Here is a 19,708-nt window from a genome sequence, read left to right as displayed (position 1 = left end):
AGGTGACGTGCAGTCTGTGGATAACTTTGCGCAAGGCCGATGCTTTTGCGCCAGACTGTCCTCATGGAGTCCCCCGACGCGTCCGGCATCCCAACAACCCCGTTCACGCTGGGCGAGGCACAGGCACGTGGAATTTCGCGTCAGCAGCTCCGCGGAAAGGGCGTAGAAGGTGTCAGCTACGGACTGTATCGTCCGTCCGACTGGGACTTCGAGCTGCGGGAAGCCGCCCGCGCCCTGTGCGCAGCGTCGCCGGGGGCGTGGATATCGCATTCAACGGCGGCAAGGCTGCACCAGCTAATTCTTCCTCCTTGGCTCGACGGTTCCAATGACCTGCATCTGAGCAAGCCCCGGCGCACGCCCGAGGTTCGGCGACAGGGAATCACTGCACACAAGATGCTCTTCTTCCCGGACGAAGTTGAGGCCGACGAGGGGTTGCTCATCAGCACTAAGGCCCGCACATGGCTGGATGTGGCAAGGATTCTGCCGCTACGAGACTTGGTGTGCATGGGCGACCAGCTCATTCGCATCCCGCGGCCGGAATTCGAGGACCGCAGCAAGCCGTACGCCACGCTCCAACAGCTCCGTGGAATGTTGGATCGGCACAGAAACTTCCAGGGCATTGTCCGTGCCCGTGAAGCCCTCGAGCTCATGCGGGTCGGATCCGACTCCGCACCGGAAACCCTCTTGCGCCTTGCCATGCTCGACGCCGGTCTGCCGGAGCCGGACCTGCAACTGAAACTTTGGGACGGGCCAAAGGCTCCGTCAGCGGATGCCGGTTACCGTGTACGGTACATTGCACTGCAGTACGACGGCACCCATCATCTTGACGAGGTTCAAAAGCACAGCGACAGGCGGAGGGACAAGGCTTTCGAAGCAGCCGGATGGACCGTTTTACTGTTCACTCAAGATGACCTTGCGGACGGTTTCGACAAGGCCGCTCGCCGCATCAAGGACGCCTTGCGGAACGCTTGGGTGGACCCAGCCGTCGCGTCCGGATTCGTCGCCGAAAACTAATTCTTGGCCTGCCCTCCCGCAAACACAGAACGCCCCCTCACAACTGAGAGAGCGTTCTGTCTTATTCAGCTATTGCTGCGATAGCGTCCCGAAAAAACACACCATTGCTGCGAGAGCGTCGGGAGTTGGCTAGATGTCGCCGCGGATGAAGGCCTCAACCTTTTCGTGGGCGATGTCATCCGCGTACTGCTCCGGCGGGGACTTCATGAAATAACTGGAGGCCGAGAGGATGGGGCCGCCAATGCCGCGGTCCATGGCGATCTTTGCCGCGCGGATGGCGTCGATGATGACACCTGCCGAGTTGGGCGAATCCCATACTTCGAGCTTGTATTCCAGGGAAACGGGAGCGTCACCGAAGTTGCGGCCTTCGAGGCGGACGAAGGCCCACTTGCGGTCGTCAAGCCAGGCCACGTAGTCGGACGGCCCGATGTGGACGTCGTCCTCGGTCAGCACCGCTGAGGTGTTGGAGGTGACGGCCTGGGTCTTGGAGATCTTCTTGGATTCCAGGCGCTCGCGCTCGAGCATGTTCTTGAAGTCCATGTTGCCGCCAACGTTGAGCTGGTAGGTGCGGTCCAGGACCACGCCGCGGTCTTCAAACAACTTGGCCATGACGCGGTGCGTGATGGTGGCACCGATCTGGCTCTTGATGTCATCGCCCACGATCGGCACACCGGCGGCCGTGAACTTGTCGGCCCACTCCTTGGTGCCTGCGATGAAGACGGGGAGGGCGTTGACGAAGCCCACGCCGGCGTCGATGGCGCACTGGGCGTAGAACTTTGCCGCCGAGTCGGAGCCGACGGGCAGGTAGCAAACCAGGACGTCAACCTTGGCGGCCTTCAGCGTCGCAACAACGTCAACGGGCTCGACATCGGATTCAACGATCGTCTCGCGGTAGTACTTGCCAAGTCCGTCAAGTGTGGTGCCGCGAAGCACGGGAACGTTCAGGTTCGGTACGTCGGCAAACTTGAGGGTGTTGTTCTCGCTGGCGCCAATGGCGTCGGAGAGATCCAAGCCGACTTTCTTGCTGTCGACGTCAAAAGCTGCAACAAACTGCACGTCGTTGACGTGGTATTGGCCGAAATTAACGTGCATCAGGCCCGGAACCTTGACGGTTGGATCAGCATTTCGATAGTATTCGACACCCTGCACCAAAGATGAGGCACAGTTTCCCACGCCTACGACGGCAACCCGAATAGGATGATTGGACACGGAACTCCTTCATAAAAACTCACACTGGTCCGGCTCTCACTTTGCGGTGATGGGTCGACGCACGCCTTCACGGATTCCATAAAGACACGACGCACGGCTGTTTGACCGGACTTGACGCCCCAACGGCGCCCTTAACCATTCTAGTCAACTCCCCCTGCGCCGATTTTGTTCCCTCGGCGCAGGTATGTCCCGTCTTTTTGTCACACAAGTATGACTTCGTGTTACTTTTGCGCCCACTTGTTGATGGCGGATTCGACGGCGTACTCGTCGATGGAGCGCAGTTCAGCGGCGCTGAAGTCCAGGTTGTTGATCGCTGCCACGTTGTTTTCCAGCTGGGCCACGCTTGAGGCGCCGACCAGTGCAGAGGTGACAGGGCTGCCCTTGGCCTGTTCGCGCAGGACCCAGGCGATGGCCATCTGCGCCAGCGACTGCCCGCGGCCGGCGGCCAGCTCGTTCAAGGCCCGCACCCGGGCCATCTTTTCTTCGGTGAGGTCATTTTCGTGCAGGAAGCGCTCCTTGGCTGCGCGGGAATCCGCCGGCACACCGTTGAGGTAGCGGTCCGTCAGCATGCCCTGCGCCAGGGGTGAGAAGGCAATCGAACCCGCTCCGACGGCGTCGAGCGTCTCATAGAGGTTCGGTTCGCCGTCTTCGGTCCAGCGGTTCAGCATGGAGTAGGAGGGCTGGTGAATGAGCAGCGGGGTGCCCATTTCCTTCAGGATCCGGGCGGCCTCAAGTGTCTGGGCCGGCGTGTAGGAGGAGATGCCGGCATACAGCGCCTTGCCTGAGCGGACAGCACGGTCCAGCGCACCCATGGTCTCTTCCATCGGTGTTTCCGGGTCGGGCCGGTGGCTGTAAAAAATGTCCACGTAGTCAAGGCCCATGCGGGTGAGCGAGTCATCGAGGCTGTTGAGCAGGCTCTTGCGTGAGCCCCACTCGCCGTACGGGCCCGGCCACATGTAGTAGCCGGCCTTGGTGGAGATGACCAGTTCATTGCGGTGGGCGGCGAAGTCGTCCTTGTAGTGCCGGCCAAAGTTGGTTTCCGCTGTGCCATCCGGCGGGCCGTAGTTGTTGGCCAGGTCAAAGTGGGTGACCCCCAGGTCGAAGGCGCGGCGCAGGATGGCCCGCTGCACCTCGAACGGCTTGTCGTCCCCAAAGTTGTGCCACAGACCCAGCGAGATGGCGGGCAGTTTCAGCCCGCTTCGGCCGACTCTGCGGTAGGGCATGGTTTCATAGCGGTTTTCCGCGGCGTGAAAAGTCATACCACTCATCTTGCCACCACGGACGCACTGCAAACCGCCAACTGGGTGGCCCTGCCAGACACACCCTCGCCGCCGCGCTGCACCCTGCGCCGGCCGGGCCCGTTCCGGCCGGCTTCAGTTCCGGTCCGGGGCGCGCAGCACCAGCACCGACCGTGATGTCACGGCCACGACGTCCCGGGCGGCGAACTCGTTGGCGGTCACCCCGTCCGTGTGGATCTCAACGACCCACCGTGCCGCGTATCCGTCGTCCGGCAAGGTGAAATCGACGTCGTCGTCCCCGCCGTTGAACAACAGCAGGAAACAGTCGTCAATCACTTTCCTGCCCCGCGCGTCACACTCCGGGAGCCCGCCGCCGTTCAGGAACACACCGATGCTGCGGCCAAAACCGCTGTCCCAGTCCGCCGCCGTCATGGCAGCCGCGTCGGGGCGCAGCCACACAATGTCCGGCAGGGCTTCGTCGTCGCCCCGTTCCACAGGGCGCCCGTCGAAGAACCGGCGACGGCGGAACACCGGGTGCGCTTCCCGCAGTCGTCCCAGCCGGGAAACAAAGTCGATGAGCCCGGCGTCGGCGTGTTCCCAGTCGATCCAGGTCAGCGCCGAGTCCTGGGCGTAGGCGTTGTTGTTGCCGTCCTGCGTCCGGCCCAGTTCATCCCCGTGCAGCAGCATCGGCACTCCCTGGGAGAGCATGAGCGTGGTGAGGAAGTTCCGCTGCGCCCGGGCCCGCAGCTCCTGCACCGCAGGGTCACCGGTGGGTCCTTCCGTTCCGTGGTTGTAGGAACGGTTGTGGGATTCGCCGTCGCGGTTGTCCTCCCCGTTGGCTTCGTTGTGCTTGTCGTTGTAGCTGACCAGGTCGGCCAGCGTGAAACCGTCGTGGGCCGTCACAAAGTTGATGGAGGCCACGGGACGGCGTCCGGAGTGCCCGTAGAGGTCCGAGGAACCCGTCAGGCGGGAGGCAAACTCCCCCAACGTGGACGGCTCCCCGCGCCAGAAGTCCCGGACCGTGTCACGGAACTTCCCGTTCCATTCGGTCCATTGCGGGGGAAAATTTCCCACCTGGTAGCCGCCGGGGCCCAGGTCCCACGGCTCGGCAATGAGTTTCACCTGCGAAACAACCGGGTCTTGCTGCACCATTTCAAAGAATGAGGAGAGCTTGTCGACGTCGTAAAATTCGCGGGCCAGCGTGGCGGCCAGGTCAAAGCGGAAGCCGTCAACGTGCATCTCGGTCACCCAGTACCGCAGCGAATCCATGATCAGCTGCAGTGAGTGCGGCTGCCTGACGTTGAAGGAGTTTCCCGTGCCCGTGTAGTCCAGATACAGTTCCTTGTTCTCATCCTGGAGCCGGTAGTACGCGTCGTTGTCGACACCCCTGAACGCCAGTGTGGGGCCCAGATGGTTGCCCTCGGCCGTGTGGTTGTAGACAACATCCAAGATCACTTCCAGGCCGTTGTTGTGCAGTTCCTTGACCATTTGCTTGAACTCAAGCACCTGATCGCAGGGGTCGGTGCTGGCCGCGTATTCATTGTGCGGGGCAAAGAAGCCGATGGTGTTGTAACCCCAGTAGTTACGCAGGCCCTGTTCCACCAGCCGTTCGTCCTGAACGAACTGGTGCACGGGCATCAGCTCCACGGCGGTGACGCCGAGCTTCTTCAGGTGGGCGACCACTGACGGGTGGGCAACGGCTGCGTAGCTGCCGCGCTGCTCCTCGGGGACGTCCGGGTGCAGGGCCGTCAGACCCTTGACATGGGCTTCGTAAATGACGCTCTGGTGGTAGGGAATGGCGGGTTTTTGGTCGGGCCGGCCGTTCCTGTCCGTCCAGTCGAAGTGGTCATCCACGACCACGCTCCTGTAGGTGTGGGCGGCTGAATCCTCATCGTTGCGGGCCAGCGGTTCGCCCAACTCGTACGCGAACACTGGTTGGCCCCATGTGACCGCGCCGTCGATCCCCTTGGCGTAGGGGTCAAGGAGCAGCTTTGCGGCGTTGAAGCGCAAGCCGTTGGCAGGGTCCCAGGGCCCGTCAACCCTGTAGCCGTACCTCTGCCCCGCGCCCATGCCGGGAACGTAGCCGTGCCACACATAGCCGTCCACCTCCGTCAGCTGCAGGCGGGTTTCGTGCCCGTCATGGTCGAACAAGCACAGCTGCACCGACTCGGCGCCGTCGCTGAACAACGCAAAGTTGGTGCCATCTGCATCGACGTGGGCACCCAGCGGATGGTCCCGGCCCGGCCATAATTCCATGATTCCCCTTGGCTTGCTGTTATGTGTTTGCTGTTATCTGGTGGCTAACGTTGGCGTCCAGCCGGTGCCTGCGCAGCTCCGGTGGCAAGCTGCTCCCAAACGCCTGGAATCCGTGCCGCAAGCATCCCCGCGTTCAGTGGCTGTTCCGGGACCTGCCGCGACAGCTCACCATGCAAAGCGGCCGCGAGTGCAGCGGTTCTGGCAAGGCCGTCCAGGTCAGGGGCCATGGCCAGCAGGGCAACCAGGATCCCGGCCAGGGTGTCCCCGCTTCCCGCCGTGGCCAACCGCGACGTGCCGTTGGACTGGGTGAAGACCTGCCCGCCGGGCGACGCCACCACCGTTGTCGGCCCCTTCAGCAGCACGACTGCACCAAACAGGGCGGCCGCCCTCCGGGCAGCTGCCAGGGGCTCCGCTTCAATGCCGGCCCGGTCCAACGCCGCCCCATGTCGGGCAAATAATGCTGCGAGCTCGCCCGCATGCGGGGTGAGGATCAAATGGGCGTTTTCACTGCCACTCGCGGGGACGGCAAAGGCCAGCGCTGCGGCATCCAGCACCACGGGGACTCCGCCCCCTGCCGCGACGGCCTCGCGGGCCCGGTTGAGCTGTGCGGCATCCCCGTCAATGCCGGGCCCGGCGAGCCACGCCTGCACCCGCGTATTCCCGGGTGCAGCTTCGGAACAGACAACTTCGGGGTTCCGCACATGCAGGGCAGCAGCGACGTCCCGCGGTCCAAGGTAGCGGACCATGCCGGGCCCGCACGCCGATGCCGCTGCCGCAGCCAGCAGCCCCGCACCGGGGAATTGCTCGGAGCCGGCAATGATCCCGGCCACCCCGCGCGTGTATTTGTGGTCTGCCGCCGTCGGGCTGGGCAGCAGGGCGGCCAGGTCCGCGGGCTCAAGCCTGAACAGCCCAGCACCGCCAAGGAACCCGGTGATTCCAATGTCGACAAGCCGCACGGTGCCGCAAGCCTGCTCACCCGGTGCTGTCAACAGCCCGGTTTTGTGGGCACCAAAGGTGATGGTGAGATCCGCCCTCAGGACCGGCCCGTGCACCGCACCCGTGGTGGCGTCGACCCCGCTGGGCAGGTCGCAAGCCACCACAGCGGGCCTTTCCCGGCCGGCAAGGCTGTCCAACTGCGCAACAATCCCGGCAGCCGGCTCCCGCAGTCCGCCCCGGCCGCCTGTGCCCAGCAGCCCGTCAACCACGACGTCGGCCGCCCTGGCTTCGGCGAAGAAGCCCGCCCCGGGCAGGGCCCCGGGCGTCCGGCCGGCCGCTGACGGCGCATCCGCGGCATTGCCGTCCAGCATCAGGCACCGCCCGCCAGCTTTTTCGTAGGCCGCCAGCGCCTCCGGGTGGGTTCGGGCACTGGTGAGCAGCGCCGTCGTGCGCGCTCCACGGGCCGCCAAATAGGCGCCGGCGTAGAGTGCATCACCGCCATTGTTGCCCGAACCGATCAACAGCACCACGCGGGCGCCGTATACCCCGTGGCCGCGGTTGCGCAGGATGGAGACGACGCCCATGGCCAGCCCGTGTGCAGCCGCGCGCATCAGTTCCGGGCCGCGCCCGGCAGCCAGCAGGGGTTTTTCGGCGGCGCGCACGGCGGCGGCTGAGTGGGCGCTGAGCATGTCAGCTTTCGGCGATGACCATGGCCGTGGAAATGCCGCCGTCGTGGCTCATGGACAAGTGCCAGCGCTTTATGCCCTTTGCCTCGGCCACGGCTGCCACGGTGCCTTTGACGTTGATGGTGGGTCCGTGCTCGTCAAGGCCGATCCAGCAGTCCTGCCAGTTCATTCCCGCGGGAGCGCCCAAGGCTTTCGCCACTGACTCCTTGGCAGCAAACCTGGCCGCCAGCGACTGCGTGTTCAGGCCGCGTTCGGCCGGCACAAAGAGCCTGTCACGCAGCCCCGGGGTACGCTCCAGCTGGCGGCCAAAGCGTTCAATGTCAACAATGTCCACGCCAATGCCAATAATCATGACCCCAGCCTATCCCGTGGCCCGTTGACGGTGCCGTGCGCCCGCTTTATTCGACCGTGACCGACTTGGCCAGGTTGCGCGGCTGGTCAACGTCGTAGCCCTTGGCCGTGGCCAGTGCGAGGGCGAAGATCTGCAGCGGAACCGTGGTCAGCAGCGGAGCCAGCAGGGTGCTCGTCTCGGGAATGTAAAACACATGCTCGGCGTGTTCCCGCACGGACTCATCGCCTTCCTCCGCAATCACGATGGTCCTGGCCCCGCGGGCGCGAACCTCCTGGATGTTGGAGACCACCTTCGCGTGCAGGGAATCCCGGCCCCGGGGTGAGGGCACGACCACGATGACGGCCTGGCCCTCTTCGATCAGGGCGATGGGGCCGTGCTTGAGTTCCCCGGCCGCAAATCCCTCGGCATGGATGTAGGCCAGTTCCTTGAGTTTCAAGGCGCCCTCCATGGCCACGGGGTAGCCGACGTGGCGGCCCAGGAACAGCACGGTGCGGGTGTCGGCCATGCTGACGGCCAGTTCCTTGATCTGATCGGCATTGGCCAGGACGGTGGCGATCTTGGCCGGCGTCTTGGCCAGTTCCGCCAGGATGTCCTTGATCTGGCCCTGGAACAGGTTGCCGCGCAGTTGTGCCAAATAAAGTCCCAGCAAGTACGCTGCGGCGAGCTGCGCCAGGAAGGCCTTGGTGGAAGCCACGGCGATCTCGGGCCCGGCGTGCGTGTACAGCACGGCGTCCGATTCGCGCGGGATGGTTGAGCCATTGGTGTTGCAGATGGCGATGGTCTTGGCGCCCTGCTCGCGGGCATAGCGGACGGCCATCAGCGTGTCCATGGTTTCGCCAGACTGCGAGAGCGAAACAATCAAGGTGTGCTCGTCCACAATGGGGTCCCGGTACCTGAACTCGTGGGACAACTCCACCTCGGTGGGGATCCGGCACCAGTGCTCGATGGCATACCGCGCCACCTGCCCGGCATAGGCGGAGGTGCCGCACGCCAGCACGATGATTCGGTTGATGGTTTTTAGCACAGCCGGGTCAATACGCAGTTCGTCAAGGATCAGGTTGCCGTCCAGGTCTGAACGGCCCAGCAGCGTTTGCGCCACGGCGTTGGGCTGGTCGTTGATCTCCTTTTCCATGAACGAGGGGTAGCCATCCTTCTCTGCGGCCGCGGCATCCCAATCCACGAGGTATTCCTTGCCTTCGGCGGGAACGCCGTAGAAGTCGGTGATCTCAACATCGTCGGCGGTGATGGTGACGACCTGGTCCTGGCCCAGCTCCACAGCCCTGCGGGTGTAGTCAATAAATCCTGAAACGTCTGAGCCCAGGAAGTTCTCGCCATCGCCCAAACCAACCACGAGGGGGGAATTCCTGCGGGCAGCCACCACCACGCCGGGCTCCCCCGCGTGTGTGGCCACCAGTGTGAATGCGCCTTCAAGCTGTTGCGCTGCCAGCTGCATGGCCTTGGCGAGACGGCTCCCGGCGCCCTGTCCGTCGGTGTTGCCGGTTCCGGCGCCCGCCAGGCTCCTGTAGATCTCGCCCAACAAGGTGGCGGCAACTTCGGAGTCGGTCTCGGAGGCAAAGCTGTGTCCGCGTCCAAGCAGTTCGGCTTTGAGAGCCGAATAATTTTCAATGATGCCGTTGTGGACCACGGCAAGTGCACCGCCGTCAACTACGTGCGGGTGGGCGTTTGCGTCCGAGGGGGCCCCGTGCGTGGCCCAGCGCGTGTGGCCAATGCCCGTGGCGGCCGCAGGCAGCGGGTTCCGTTCAAGTTCGTCCAGGAGATTCACAAGCTTGCCGCTCTTTTTGCGCATCTCTATGCCACCGGCACCAACCACCGCAATACCCGCGGAGTCATAGCCCCGGTATTCCAGACGGCGCAACCCCTCCACCAGCACCTCCAGGGCACGGTGATTGGCTGACGAACTAGTTCCCTGAGCCGGGGCGGTACCGGCGTATCCCACAATTCCACACATGAATATCAATCATAAACCCAGAGGGCATTACAGGACGTTCTACGTCCTGCCGCGGCGGATGCCTTGAAAACAAACCATGGTTTCGCACGCGTCAGGACCCCGTCGTTTCCCACCCCGCCCCAAACAAGGCAGAATTGAGATTGTGACAGCGCAAAGAACCGAGTCCGGCAACAGCGTCAGTGCCTCCCCTTTTGTGGAACTGGACCGACAGACATGGTCGCGCCTAGCCAATAAAATTGAGCAGCCCCTCGACGAAGATGACGTCCAGCGCCTGCGGGGGCTGGGCGATCAGCTGAACATGCGCGAAATACATGACGTGTATTTGCCGCTGTCGCGACTGCTGAACCTTTACGTGGGCGCCGCCGGACACCTGCACAACGCCACCACCACATTCCTTGGCGAGCACGGCTCCCGCACACCGTTCGTGATTGGTGTGGCGGGCTCAGTAGCCGTGGGGAAGTCAACCACAGCCCGCGTGTTGCGTGAGATGCTCCGGCGCTGGCCCGACACGCCCAATGTGGAACTCATCACAACCGACGGCTTCCTCTACCCCAACGCGGAGCTGGAACGCCGTGGGCTCATGGGCCGCAAAGGCTTCCCGGAATCCTACGACCGCCGAGGACTGCTGCGCTTCGTCAGTGCCGTGAAGAGCGGCGCCGAGGAAGTCAGGGCACCCATGTACTCCCACCTGACCTACGACATCCTCCCCGACAAGGAGGTTGTGGTGCGCCGCCCCGACGTCCTCATCGTTGAGGGACTGAACGTCCTTGCCGCCGCCCGCCCCCGCAGCGATGGCCGCTCCGGCCTGGCTGTCAGTGACTTTTTCGATTTTTCCATCTATGTCGATGCCAAGACCAGCAACATTGAGAAGTGGTACGTGGAGCGGTTCCGTTCACTGCGCACGGGCGCATTCGCCGATCCCAACTCGTACTTCCGCCGCTATGCAGACCTTTCCGATGCCGAGGCAACTGCCACGGCATCACAGATTTGGAAGAACATCAACGAACCGAACCTGCTGCAGAATGTGCTGCCAACCCGCGGCCGCGCCCAGCTGGTGTTGACGAAGGATGCCGACCACTCCATCCGCCGCATGCTCCTGAGGAAGGTCTAGTGCCGGTTGTGGGCTTCCACCAGGCCCGCCGGCCCAGACTGGCCCCGGGAGCCCGGCTGCGGCAGGGGCTGGCTTGGCCGCGCCCAGGCGGCATCGCCGTCTCCGTGGCCGGGGCGGCCCTGATCTTCTCCGGCGCCTTGTTCTTCAGCCCGGCAGCCACGGCCCCGCCGCCACCTGTCGCGGCGGCTCCTGCCCTGCCCGGTACGACGGCGGACACGACCCAGGCGCCAAGCTCGGCTTCCCCGGCGGCGCAGGAGAGCGCCACTGCGGCGCCTTCCGGTGCACCGCCGACGCTGTCGGTGTCGGGCAATTCCGCGGCGCCCATTCCGCCCGCCACCACTGCCGCGGCTGCCCCGGTCGCCGGAGCCGCCGCCGATGCGCCCATTCAAGAACTCTTCGCCACAGGCAGCGGCTCCCCCAAGGACACCCGGCTGTGGGACATTGACAACCCGGGCAGTCCGCTGGTCCTGGTGAACAAGCACCGCCTCCTGGCGCCGAAGGACTACGCGCCGGCGGATTTGGTGACGCCTGCCGTCTTGTCCGGCTCGGCCGAACCTGTCCTCGTCCGCGCCGAGGCGGCGGCAGCCGCCGAACGCATGTTTGCAGCCGCAGCCGCCGACGGCGTCGCCATCACGGTCAAGAGCAGCTACCGCTCCTTCGACACCCAGGTTGTCGTCTACAACGGCTATGTGGCAAGCAAGGGCGAAGCCGCAGCGGACTCAACCTCGGCCCGCCCCGGCTACTCGGAACACCAAACCGGATTGGCCATCGACATTGGCGACGCCAACGCCGGCACGGAATGCGACTTCAACTCATGTTTTGCAGACACTGCCGCCGGGCAATGGGTCGCCGCGCATGGGACCGAGCATGGCTTCGCTGTCCGTTACGTCCCCGGCAAGGAAGCGGTCACGGGCTATCTGGCCGAACCGTGGCATTTGCGCTATTTGGGGACTGAAGTTGCCCGGGACATGAATGCACGCGGCATCCACAGTTACGAAGAATATGTGGGGCTGCCCGGCGCGCCCGGTTATGAATAGCACATCCAATTTTCAAGAGTGCATCCAGGAACGCGTAATATTTCCAAACACGTCACCTGAAGTTTCCCCATGAATGGCCACAAATGCGGTACCTTAGTGACATGTTAAAGGGATTCAGAGATTTCATAATGAAGGGCAACGTCGTTGACCTTGCCGTCGCCGTCGTCATTGGTGCAGCCTTCGGGGCAGTCGTAAACTCCCTGGTGGAGAATATTCTGATGCCGCTTATTGCAGCTTTGTTCGGCTCCGCCGACTTCGACACATTTGCCCTGTTGACGATAAATGGCGTTGACATCAAGTTCGGTGTGTTCCTCACCGTCCTGGTCAATTTCCTGATTGTGGCCGCCGCCATTTACTTCATGGTTGTAGTGCCCATGAACCACATCATCGCCCGCCGCAATGCCAAACTCGGAATCAAGGAAGACGAGCCCGAGGTTGATCCGCAAGTTGAATTGCTGACCGAAATCCGTGATTCACTCAGGGCCCGTCCCACCGGCGGCCAACACTAATCATTCGCTAAGATCCAATAAGGCGGCGTCCCCCACGGGGACGCCGCCTTATTTATGTTTGAAGCCTTCTTGATTCCTGAATAGCTTTAGAGCGACAATTCCGCTGTCACAACGCTGACCAGGTCGTTGCAGATTCTTTCCGCCGTTGCGATGTCTCCAGCCTCAACCATGACGCGCACCAGGGCTTCCGTCCCTGAGGGGCGCAACAACACCCGGCCGGTGTCGCCGAGTTCGGCCTCAGCCTTGGCCACGGCTGCGTTGATGGCCGGCACCAGTGACGCACGGTTCTTGTCAACGTTCTTGACGTTGACCATGATCTGGGGCAGCTTTGTCATGGCCCCGGCCAAGTCCTTCAGCGTCCTGCCGGTTTTAGCCACCTGCGCGGCCAGCTGCAGGCCCGTGAGCAGGCCGTCACCCGTTGTGGCGTACTTGGAGAAGATCACATGCCCCGACTGCTCTCCGCCGAGCGTGTAGTCCCCGCGGCGCATCTCTTCCAGCACATAGCGGTCGCCAACACCGGTTTCACGGATCGTGATGCCCGCGTCGCGCAAGGCAATCTTCAATCCGAGGTTGCTCATGACGGTGGCAACCAGGACGTTGTCCTTGAGTTCACCGGCAGCTTTCTGGGCCAGGGCCAGGACGGCCATGATCTGGTCGCCGTCGATGATGTTGCCTTCATGGTCCACGGCCAGGCAGCGGTCTGCGTCACCGTCGTGGGCAATGCCCAGGTCGGCACCGATGGCGAGCACGGTCTCCTGAAGCAGTTCCAGGTGGGTGGACCCGACGCCGTCGTTGATGTTCAGCCCGTCAGGTGCGGCACCAATGACTGTCACCTGGGCACCGGCATCGGTAAACACCTGCGGTGAACACCCGCTCGCCGCTCCATGGGCGCAGTCCAGAACGATTTTCAACCCGTCGAGGCGGTGCGGCAGGGTGCCCAGCAGGTGCAGAACGTAACGGTCCTCGGCGTCGGAGAAGCGCTGGATGCGTCCGACGTCGACACCCACCGGCCTGAAGGCGTCCAGTTGCAGCTGGGCTTCGATGGCGTCCTCGACGTGGTCGGCAAGCTTGGTCCCACCCCGGGCGAAGAACTTGATCCCGTTGTCGGGCGCCGGGTTGTGGGAGGCGGAGATCATCACGCCAAAGTCCGCGCCGAGGTCGGCAATGAGAAATGCGGCGGCCGGGGTGGGCAGCACGCCGGCGTCGTAAACGTCCACGCCGGCACTGGCAAGGCCCGCCTCAACGGCAGCTCCAATGAACTCACCACTGGCCCTGGGGTCGCGGGCAATCACGGCCCGGGGCCGTTTTCCCTCGCTCATTTGCTCGTGTCCAAGGACCACCGCAGCGGCTTGGGCGAGTGACAAGGCCAATTCAGCCGTCAGCAGGCCATTGGCCAAACCGCGGACACCGTCTGTTCCAAATAATCTTGACATCAAGTTCATTCTAAATCATGAAGCTGGAAAAATTGCCCAGCGGGGATCATGCCCTCGGCCACACCCTCCACCCCCCTTGACACTCCTGCAGATATGGGACCTTTTATGGCAACGCTCCTGCAGGGTAATCCGCCCTTTCGGCCTACGCTCCTGCGCTCAGGCGGAACTGCCGCCTCGAAGCGCGCGTGGAGTGTCCGAAACGAAATCACCAGATCTGTAGGAGCGTTTCGGAGAACACCCCCAGATCTGCAGGGGGTTTCGGAGGGGCTGGGGGCGGACGCAAAAATCCCCGGCCGCATGGCGACCGGGGATTTTTGTGAAGCGCAATAAAATTAACGCTTGGAGTACTGCGAAGCCTTACGGGCCTTCTTGAGACCAGCCTTCTTGCGCTCGATGACGCGGGCGTCACGAGTCAGGAAGCCTGCCTTCTTCAGGATGGCGCGGTTGTTCTCGGTGTCGATCTCGTTCAAGGAACGAGCAACACCCAGACGCAATGCACCGGCCTGGCCGGAGGGGCCGCCACCGTGGATGCGGGCCCACACGTCGTAGGCGCCGTCCAGGTCAAGAATGCGGAACGGGTCGTTTACTTCCTGCTGGTGCAGCTTGTTCGGGAAGTAGTTGGACAGCTCGCGGCCGTTGACAACCCACTTGCCGGTACCGGGTACGACGCGGACGCGGGCAATTGCCTGCTTGCGACGGCCAACAGCTGCGCCTGAGACGGTCAGTGCCGGGCGTTCCTTCTTGGGGGCTGCATCTGTTGCAGCCGAGCTTTCGCTGGTGTAGCTGGTCAAAACTTCTTCCTCGGCCACGACGGCCTCGGTGTTCAGCTCTTCAGTGTTCTGAGCCACGATTCTCCTTGATTAATGATTTAGGTGGTGGCCAGGACTACTGGGCGACCTGGGTGATTTCAAACGTCTGGGGCTGCTGTGCACCGTGGGGGTGCTCGGAGCCGCGGTAGACCTTCAGCTTGCTGATCTGGGCGTTGCCCAGTTTGGTCTTGGGGAGCATGCCGGCGACGGCCTTCTCCACTGCACGAACCGGGTTTTTCTCCAACAGTTCGGCATAGTTCATGCTGGACAGACCGCCCGGGTAACCGGAGTGGCGGTATGCGCGCTTCTGTTCGAGCTTGGCGCCGGTGAGGGCAACCTTCTCGGCGTTGATGATGATGACGAAATCGCCCATATCCATATGGGGAGCGAAGGTCGGCTTGTGCTTTCCACGCAGCAGTGTTGCGGTCTGGCTGGCAAGACGACCCAAGACAACGTCATTGGCATCGATGATGTGCCACTGACGGTTGATATCGCCGGGCTTCGGGGTATACGTACGCACGGTTTTTGCCTTCGTTTCTTGTTCTAGGTGGTGTCACAGATGGTTGACACCTGCTATCTATGCGTTTACCGGAACAGAGGTGAGGGCTCCAACACCAGTCATCCTTACACTTCCCGATGACGCCCGCTCAGTGGTAGTCCTGCAACCGGACCTGAAACGGGCGCGTGGTATCGAGATAGGACACGCACAACGACTATCAACGATACCTTTAATACTGCCGCCGGGTCAAAGCGGGATGCATGGCTCCTCCGCTTTCATCACCGAACGGCTTCAGGAACGGCTTCAGGAACAGCCCGCTTGGTCCTCGTCAGAACGGCACGTTCATGCATTGCCGTCTCGTGCGGATAATGGACTTCCTCCAAAATGAGCGGGTGTGGAGCGGCCAAAACAGACTTTGCGTCCCGGATTCCCGCGACTAAACGCTCCTGCATCCACTCGGGGGCTTCCTGCCCCTCCCCTATGCGCAGGGACGCGCCGAGCAATGCCCGAACCATGTTGTGACAGAACGCGTCCGCCTGGACATTGACATTAATCACACCGTCGTCGTCCTGCTCGAAGTCAAACCTTTGCAGGGTTCGCACGGTGGTGGAGCCGTCCCGTGGTTTCGCAAATGCCCGGAAATCCTGCAGCCCCAACAAGGGTGCCGCAGCCTGGTTCATGCGGGAGACATCAAGATCACGCTCGTGCCACAGCGTCAGCGCCCGCTGCAGCGGATCCTTCCGGGTCGAGCCATCGGCAATCCGGTAGCTGTAGCGGCGCCACAGGGCCGAGAACCTCGCGTCGAAGCCAACGGGCGCCCGAGAGGCGGCGGTAACCTCTACGGTGCCGCGCAGCTCCCTCAGGACCATGCCCAGGGCCCCGTTGAGGCGGCGCCTGAGCGAGTTCTCCGGCAACACATCGTGACCCCGCAGCAGTCCTTCCCATTCCTCCGGCGTGACGTCAAAATGGGCCACCTGGCCGCGGGCATGCACACCGGCGTCGGTGCGGCCGGCGACAGTAAGCCGGATGGGCCGGCGCACAATCACGGCAAGGGCTTGCTCAATCACGCCCTGGACGGTGCGCTGAACCGGTTGGATGCCCCACCCGCTGTAGGGCCCGCCGTCGTACGCTATGTCCAGGCGCGCGCGAACCAGGCCTTGATATTCCGGTGTCAGTTTGGGGTTGTGCATGGAACCGATTCTACCGGTCGCAGGGAAGCCGCCGGCATGCAGAAGGACCCGCCACCCCAGGGGGTGACGGGTCCTTCACGGCAAAATGTCAGCTTTGGCTGAAACCCTACTTGGTCTCTTCAGCAGCAGCTTCGTCGGCCACAACTTCAGTCTCGACAACTTCGGTCTCGACAACTTCTTCAACCGGAGCAGCCTTGGCGGCAGCAGCGGTGGCTTCCTTCACAACGGCCTGCTTGGCGCTGACCGGCTCCAGAACGAGCTCGATGACAGCCATGGGAGCGTTGTCGCCCTTGCGGTTGCCAATCTTGGTGATGCGGGTGTAGCCGCCGTCGCGGTTCTCCACAGCCTTGGCGATGTCGGTGAACAGCTCATGGACAATGCCCTTGTCGCTGATCAGGCCGAGAACGCGGCGGCGTGAGGCCAGGTCCCCACGCTTGGCGAAAGTTACCAGTCGCTCTGCGTAGGGGCTCAGGCGCTTGGCCTTGGTCAAGGTGGTGGTGATCCGCTTGTGCTCGAAAAGCGAGGCGGACAGGTTCGCGAGCATCAAGCGCTCATGAGCCGCTCCGCCTCCGAGGCGGGGACCCTTGGCGGGTGTAGGCATGGTGTTTCTCCTCAAGTGTCGCCGAACCGTGGCGGACACATCAGCTGTGTCCGCCCGGTCGGCTTAAAAATAGTTGTTCGGCTTAGAGCTCGTCGTCGCTGAACGCGTCGTCGTTCTCATCAAGTGCTGCGGCACGGGCGGCCAGATCGAATCCTGGAGGGGAATCCTTCAGGGACAGACCGAGCTCAACCAGCTTTGCCTTTACCTCGTCAATGGACTTCGCACCAAAGTTGCGAATGTCCATCAGGTCAGCCTCTGAGCGAGCAACGAGTTCACCCACGGAGTGGATGCCCTCACGCTTGAGGCAGTTGTAGGAACGAACCGTCAGGTCCAGGTCCTCGATCGGCAGGGCCATGTCGGCGGCAAGAGCGGCATCCGTCGGGGACGGGCCAATCTCGATGCCTTCAGCCGCGGTGTTCAGCTCGCGGGCCAGGCCGAACAGTTCAACCAGCGTCGTGCCGGCAGAGGCAATGGCATCCCGCGGGGAGATGGCCTGCTTGGTCTCTACATCAACAATCAGCTTGTCAAAGTCAGTGCGCTGTTCAACACGGGTGGCCTCCACGCGGAAGGTCACCTTCAAAACGGGAGAGTAGATCGAGTCGACCGGGATGCGGCCAATCTCCTGATCAACGTTCTTGTTCTGGGCTGCCGAAACGTAGCCGCGGCCGCGCTCGATGGTCAGTTCGAGTTCGAACTTGCCCTTCGAGTTCAGCGTGGCAATGTGCATGTCGGGGTTGTGGAATTCCACACCGGCCGGAGGAGCAATATCAGCGGCCGTGACAACGCCGGGGCCCTGCTTGCGCAGGTAGGCGACGACGGGCTCGTCATGCTCCGAAGACACGGAGAGTCCCTTGATGTTAAGGATGATCTCAGTGACATCTTCCTTGACACCGGGAACCGTGGTGAACTCATGCAGAACACCATCGAGGCGGATGCTGGTGACAGCAGCGCCAGGAATGGAGGACAGCAAGGTCCGACGCAGGGAATTTCCCAGGGTGTAACCGAAGCCCGGCTCCAGCGGTTCGATAACAAACCGTGAGCGATTCTCGGAAACTACTTCTTCAGATAGGGTGGGGCGCTGTGCAATGAGCACTGGGTTTTCCTTTCAGCGAGCATCCGCTATATGACGCAACACAGGTAGTGGAAATGGCAGCTGACGAGACTTAACGGCGTCGGAGTTGGCCCCCACCAAGGTGAAGGCCAACTCTGATGCATCAATTCTCGTTATACGCGACGGCGCTTGGGCGGACGGCAGCCGTTGTGGGCGCTGGGGGTGACATCCGAGATGGAGCCAACCTCAAGTCCAGCAGCCTGCAGCGAACGGATAGCCGTTTCGCGGCCCGAGCCCGGACCCTTTACGAAAACGTCAACCTTGCGCAGTCCATGCTCCTGTGCGCGCTTGGCAGCTGCTTCAGCAGCCATCTGTGCAGCGTACGGAGTTGACTTGCGCGAGCCCTTGAAGCCAACTTCACCGGCGGAAGCCCATGAAATGACTGCACCATTGGGATCCGTGATGGAAACGATGGTGTTGTTAAAGGTGCTCTTGATGTGCGCCTGGCCCAGCGCAATATTCTTTTTATCCTTGCGACGCGGCTTACGAACCGCGCCCCGAGTCTTTGGGGGCATTTTATTCTCCTACTAAAGTTTAATGAGGGGTCGGCATAAGCTAAAACCCACGCTTGCCAGATGGGTGAAAAGTGCTCTTGAGCATTTTCGGATCCGGCTGGCGGGTTTTACTTGCCGGCCTTCTTCTTGCCTGCGACGGTACGCTTCGGACCCTTGCGGGTGCGTGCGTTGGTCTTCGTGCGCTGGCCATGCACGGGCATGCCACGACGGTGGCGGATACCCTGGTAGCTGCCAATTTCCACCTTGCGGCGGATGTCAGCTGCTACTTCGCGGCGAAGGTCACCCTCAACCTTGTAGTTACCCTCGATGTTGTCACGCAACTGAACGAGTTCAGCGTCAGAAAGGTCCTTGACACGGACGTCCGGGGAAATACCCGTTTCGGCCAGGACATTCTTTGCACGGGTCTTGCCCACGCCGTAGATGTATGTAAGCGCTACTTCCAGCCGCTTTTCGCGGGGAAGGTCTACGCCAGCGAGACGTGCCATATTTGGCTGCTCCTATGTGTAAACCGGAGGTCGTAGACAGTACACCCGCACATTTTATCGATGCGGCCCTGGCCTCCGACCAGGGGTCCATTGAAACGGTTGCGGATTACTCCGCCTTCGTCCAACTTGTGCTGCCTTATTAATTTACTTGCGTGAGCAAAAGCCCGGGGTCCTGCCTCAGAGAGGAAGGATTAGCCCTGGCGCTGCTTGTGGCGCGGGTTCTCGCAGATCACCATGACTCGACCGTTACGGCGAATCACCTTGCACTTATCGCAGATCTGCTTGACGCTCGGCTTGACCTTCATGGCATTCCTTTGCGTGATTGCAGTTGTGGTTATTTGTAGCGGTAGACGATACGACCACGGGTAAGGTCGTACGGGCTCAGCTCCACCACAACTCGGTCCTCAGGAAGGATACGAATATAGTGCTGGCGCATTTTTCCTGAGATATGGGCAAGAACGATGTGCTTGTTCGTCAGCTCAACACGAAACATCGCGTTGGGCAGCGCTTCAGTCACAACGCCCTCGATCTCAATGACCCCGTCTTTCTTGGCCATATCCTCCGCTAACTTTGTTGCGCCGACGTAGGCAGCCCCTGTAGGGACTGGTTTCAGATCGGCGTTCGATTGCTACTAATTATTGTTTGTCCGCATGCATCCGGAGCGAATGGCTCAACGCCAAGTCCCGCCGGGCACCCCACAATAGAGCAGGCACAGACAACCAACAACCTACTCTAGTGCAATCTGGCA

At 62.2% G+C, this 19,708-nt stretch carries 20 protein-coding genes; 4 read left to right on the top strand and 16 right to left on the bottom strand.

Annotated features, from left to right (window positions below; genetic code table 11):
- Positions 1-63 precede the first annotated feature (63 nt).
- Positions 64-1,014 carry a DUF559 domain-containing protein gene (locus AC1L6K_RS05555; RefSeq protein ID WP_480951715.1) on the top strand — a complete coding sequence of 317 codons (951 nt, stop codon included), beginning with the start codon at positions 64-66 and terminating at the stop codon, positions 1,012-1,014.
- Positions 1,015-1,143: 129 nt separating this feature from the next.
- Here the strand turns inward: AC1L6K_RS05555 and AC1L6K_RS05550 are convergent, their stop codons facing one another.
- The 6 genes from AC1L6K_RS05550 to glmS form a co-directional block, all read right to left on the bottom strand.
- A complete protein-coding gene (locus tag AC1L6K_RS05550) occupies positions 1,144-2,223 on the bottom strand; it encodes an inositol-3-phosphate synthase (RefSeq protein ID WP_480951714.1) in 1,080 nt (359 codons plus the stop codon).
- 221 nt (positions 2,224-2,444) lie between these two features.
- Entirely contained in the window at positions 2,445-3,482 is a 1,038-nt protein-coding gene (gene mgrA / locus AC1L6K_RS05545; protein WP_480951713.1) for an L-glyceraldehyde 3-phosphate reductase, read from the bottom strand.
- Positions 3,483-3,596: 114 nt separating this feature from the next.
- On the bottom strand, positions 3,597-5,717 hold the full coding sequence (gene glgX, locus AC1L6K_RS05540) for a glycogen debranching protein GlgX (protein ID WP_480951712.1): 2,121 nt from the start codon (positions 5,715-5,717) through the stop codon (positions 3,597-3,599).
- Positions 5,718-5,761: 44 nt separating this feature from the next.
- Complete coding sequence (locus AC1L6K_RS05535) at positions 5,762-7,342, bottom strand: NAD(P)H-hydrate dehydratase (RefSeq protein ID WP_480951711.1); 1,581 nt, start codon at positions 7,340-7,342, stop codon at positions 5,762-5,764.
- A gap of 1 nt (position 7,343) precedes the next feature.
- On the bottom strand, positions 7,344-7,691 hold the full coding sequence (locus AC1L6K_RS05530) for a holo-ACP synthase (RefSeq protein WP_444529758.1): 348 nt from the start codon (positions 7,689-7,691) through the stop codon (positions 7,344-7,346).
- A gap of 46 nt (positions 7,692-7,737) precedes the next feature.
- Positions 7,738-9,660: a glutamine--fructose-6-phosphate transaminase (isomerizing) gene (gene glmS / locus AC1L6K_RS05525; RefSeq protein WP_480951710.1), complete on the bottom strand. Its 1,923-nt coding sequence runs from the start codon at positions 9,658-9,660 to the stop codon at positions 7,738-7,740.
- Between the two features lie 142 nt (positions 9,661-9,802).
- On the opposite strand from glmS, the gene coaA reads away from it, so the two are divergent.
- From coaA to mscL, 3 genes are all read left to right on the top strand, one after another.
- Positions 9,803-10,771 (top strand): type I pantothenate kinase, encoded by a 969-nt coding sequence (coaA, locus tag AC1L6K_RS05520; RefSeq protein ID WP_480951709.1) that lies wholly within the window; start codon positions 9,803-9,805, stop codon positions 10,769-10,771.
- The gene (locus AC1L6K_RS05515; protein ID WP_480951708.1) at positions 10,771-11,808 is read left to right on the top strand and encodes a M15 family metallopeptidase; all 1,038 of its coding nucleotides are present in this window, start codon (positions 10,771-10,773) and stop codon (positions 11,806-11,808) included. Before coaA ends, AC1L6K_RS05515 begins: the two co-directional genes overlap by 1 nt.
- Before the next feature lie 101 nt (positions 11,809-11,909).
- Positions 11,910-12,317, top strand: coding sequence for a large conductance mechanosensitive channel protein MscL (mscL, locus tag AC1L6K_RS05510; RefSeq protein ID WP_480951707.1), 408 nt, complete (start codon positions 11,910-11,912; stop codon positions 12,315-12,317).
- 86 nt (positions 12,318-12,403) lie between these two features.
- On the opposite strand, the gene glmM is transcribed toward mscL, so the two are convergent.
- From glmM to infA, 10 genes are all read right to left on the bottom strand, one after another.
- Positions 12,404-13,750, bottom strand: coding sequence for a phosphoglucosamine mutase (gene glmM, locus AC1L6K_RS05505; protein WP_480951706.1), 1,347 nt, complete (start codon positions 13,748-13,750; stop codon positions 12,404-12,406).
- Positions 13,751-14,082: 332 nt separating this feature from the next.
- On the bottom strand, positions 14,083-14,598 hold the full coding sequence (rpsI, locus tag AC1L6K_RS05500; protein WP_480951705.1) for a 30S ribosomal protein S9: 516 nt from the start codon (positions 14,596-14,598) through the stop codon (positions 14,083-14,085).
- A 37-nt stretch (positions 14,599-14,635) separates the two neighbouring features.
- Positions 14,636-15,079, bottom strand: coding sequence for a 50S ribosomal protein L13 (rplM, locus tag AC1L6K_RS05495; protein WP_480951704.1), 444 nt, complete (start codon positions 15,077-15,079; stop codon positions 14,636-14,638).
- Positions 15,080-15,336: 257 nt separating this feature from the next.
- The gene (truA, locus tag AC1L6K_RS05490) at positions 15,337-16,248 is read right to left on the bottom strand and encodes a tRNA pseudouridine(38-40) synthase TruA (RefSeq protein WP_480951703.1); all 912 of its coding nucleotides are present in this window, start codon (positions 16,246-16,248) and stop codon (positions 15,337-15,339) included.
- A 106-nt stretch (positions 16,249-16,354) separates the two neighbouring features.
- Positions 16,355-16,849 carry a 50S ribosomal protein L17 gene (gene rplQ, locus AC1L6K_RS05485; protein ID WP_480951702.1) on the bottom strand — a complete coding sequence of 165 codons (495 nt, stop codon included), beginning with the start codon at positions 16,847-16,849 and terminating at the stop codon, positions 16,355-16,357.
- Positions 16,850-16,931: 82 nt separating this feature from the next.
- Entirely contained in the window at positions 16,932-17,942 is a 1,011-nt protein-coding gene (locus tag AC1L6K_RS05480) for a DNA-directed RNA polymerase subunit alpha (RefSeq protein WP_411805973.1), read from the bottom strand.
- Positions 17,943-18,073: 131 nt separating this feature from the next.
- Positions 18,074-18,475 (bottom strand): 30S ribosomal protein S11, encoded by a 402-nt coding sequence (gene rpsK / locus AC1L6K_RS05475; protein WP_038464649.1) that lies wholly within the window; start codon positions 18,473-18,475, stop codon positions 18,074-18,076.
- 107 nt (positions 18,476-18,582) lie between these two features.
- Positions 18,583-18,960: a 30S ribosomal protein S13 gene (rpsM, locus tag AC1L6K_RS05470; RefSeq protein WP_044576485.1), complete on the bottom strand. Its 378-nt coding sequence runs from the start codon at positions 18,958-18,960 to the stop codon at positions 18,583-18,585.
- Between the two features lie 191 nt (positions 18,961-19,151).
- Entirely contained in the window at positions 19,152-19,265 is a 114-nt protein-coding gene (gene rpmJ, locus AC1L6K_RS05465; protein ID WP_011775570.1) for a 50S ribosomal protein L36, read from the bottom strand.
- A gap of 29 nt (positions 19,266-19,294) precedes the next feature.
- On the bottom strand, positions 19,295-19,516 hold the full coding sequence (infA, locus tag AC1L6K_RS05460) for a translation initiation factor IF-1 (RefSeq protein ID WP_009358723.1): 222 nt from the start codon (positions 19,514-19,516) through the stop codon (positions 19,295-19,297).
- Positions 19,517-19,708: the final 192 nt, after the last annotated feature.

The sequence above is a fragment of the Specibacter sp. BI4 genome (assembly GCF_056680095.1).
Note: the sequence above shows the minus strand (reverse complement) of the source record. Positions and strands in the feature narration are given on the sequence as shown.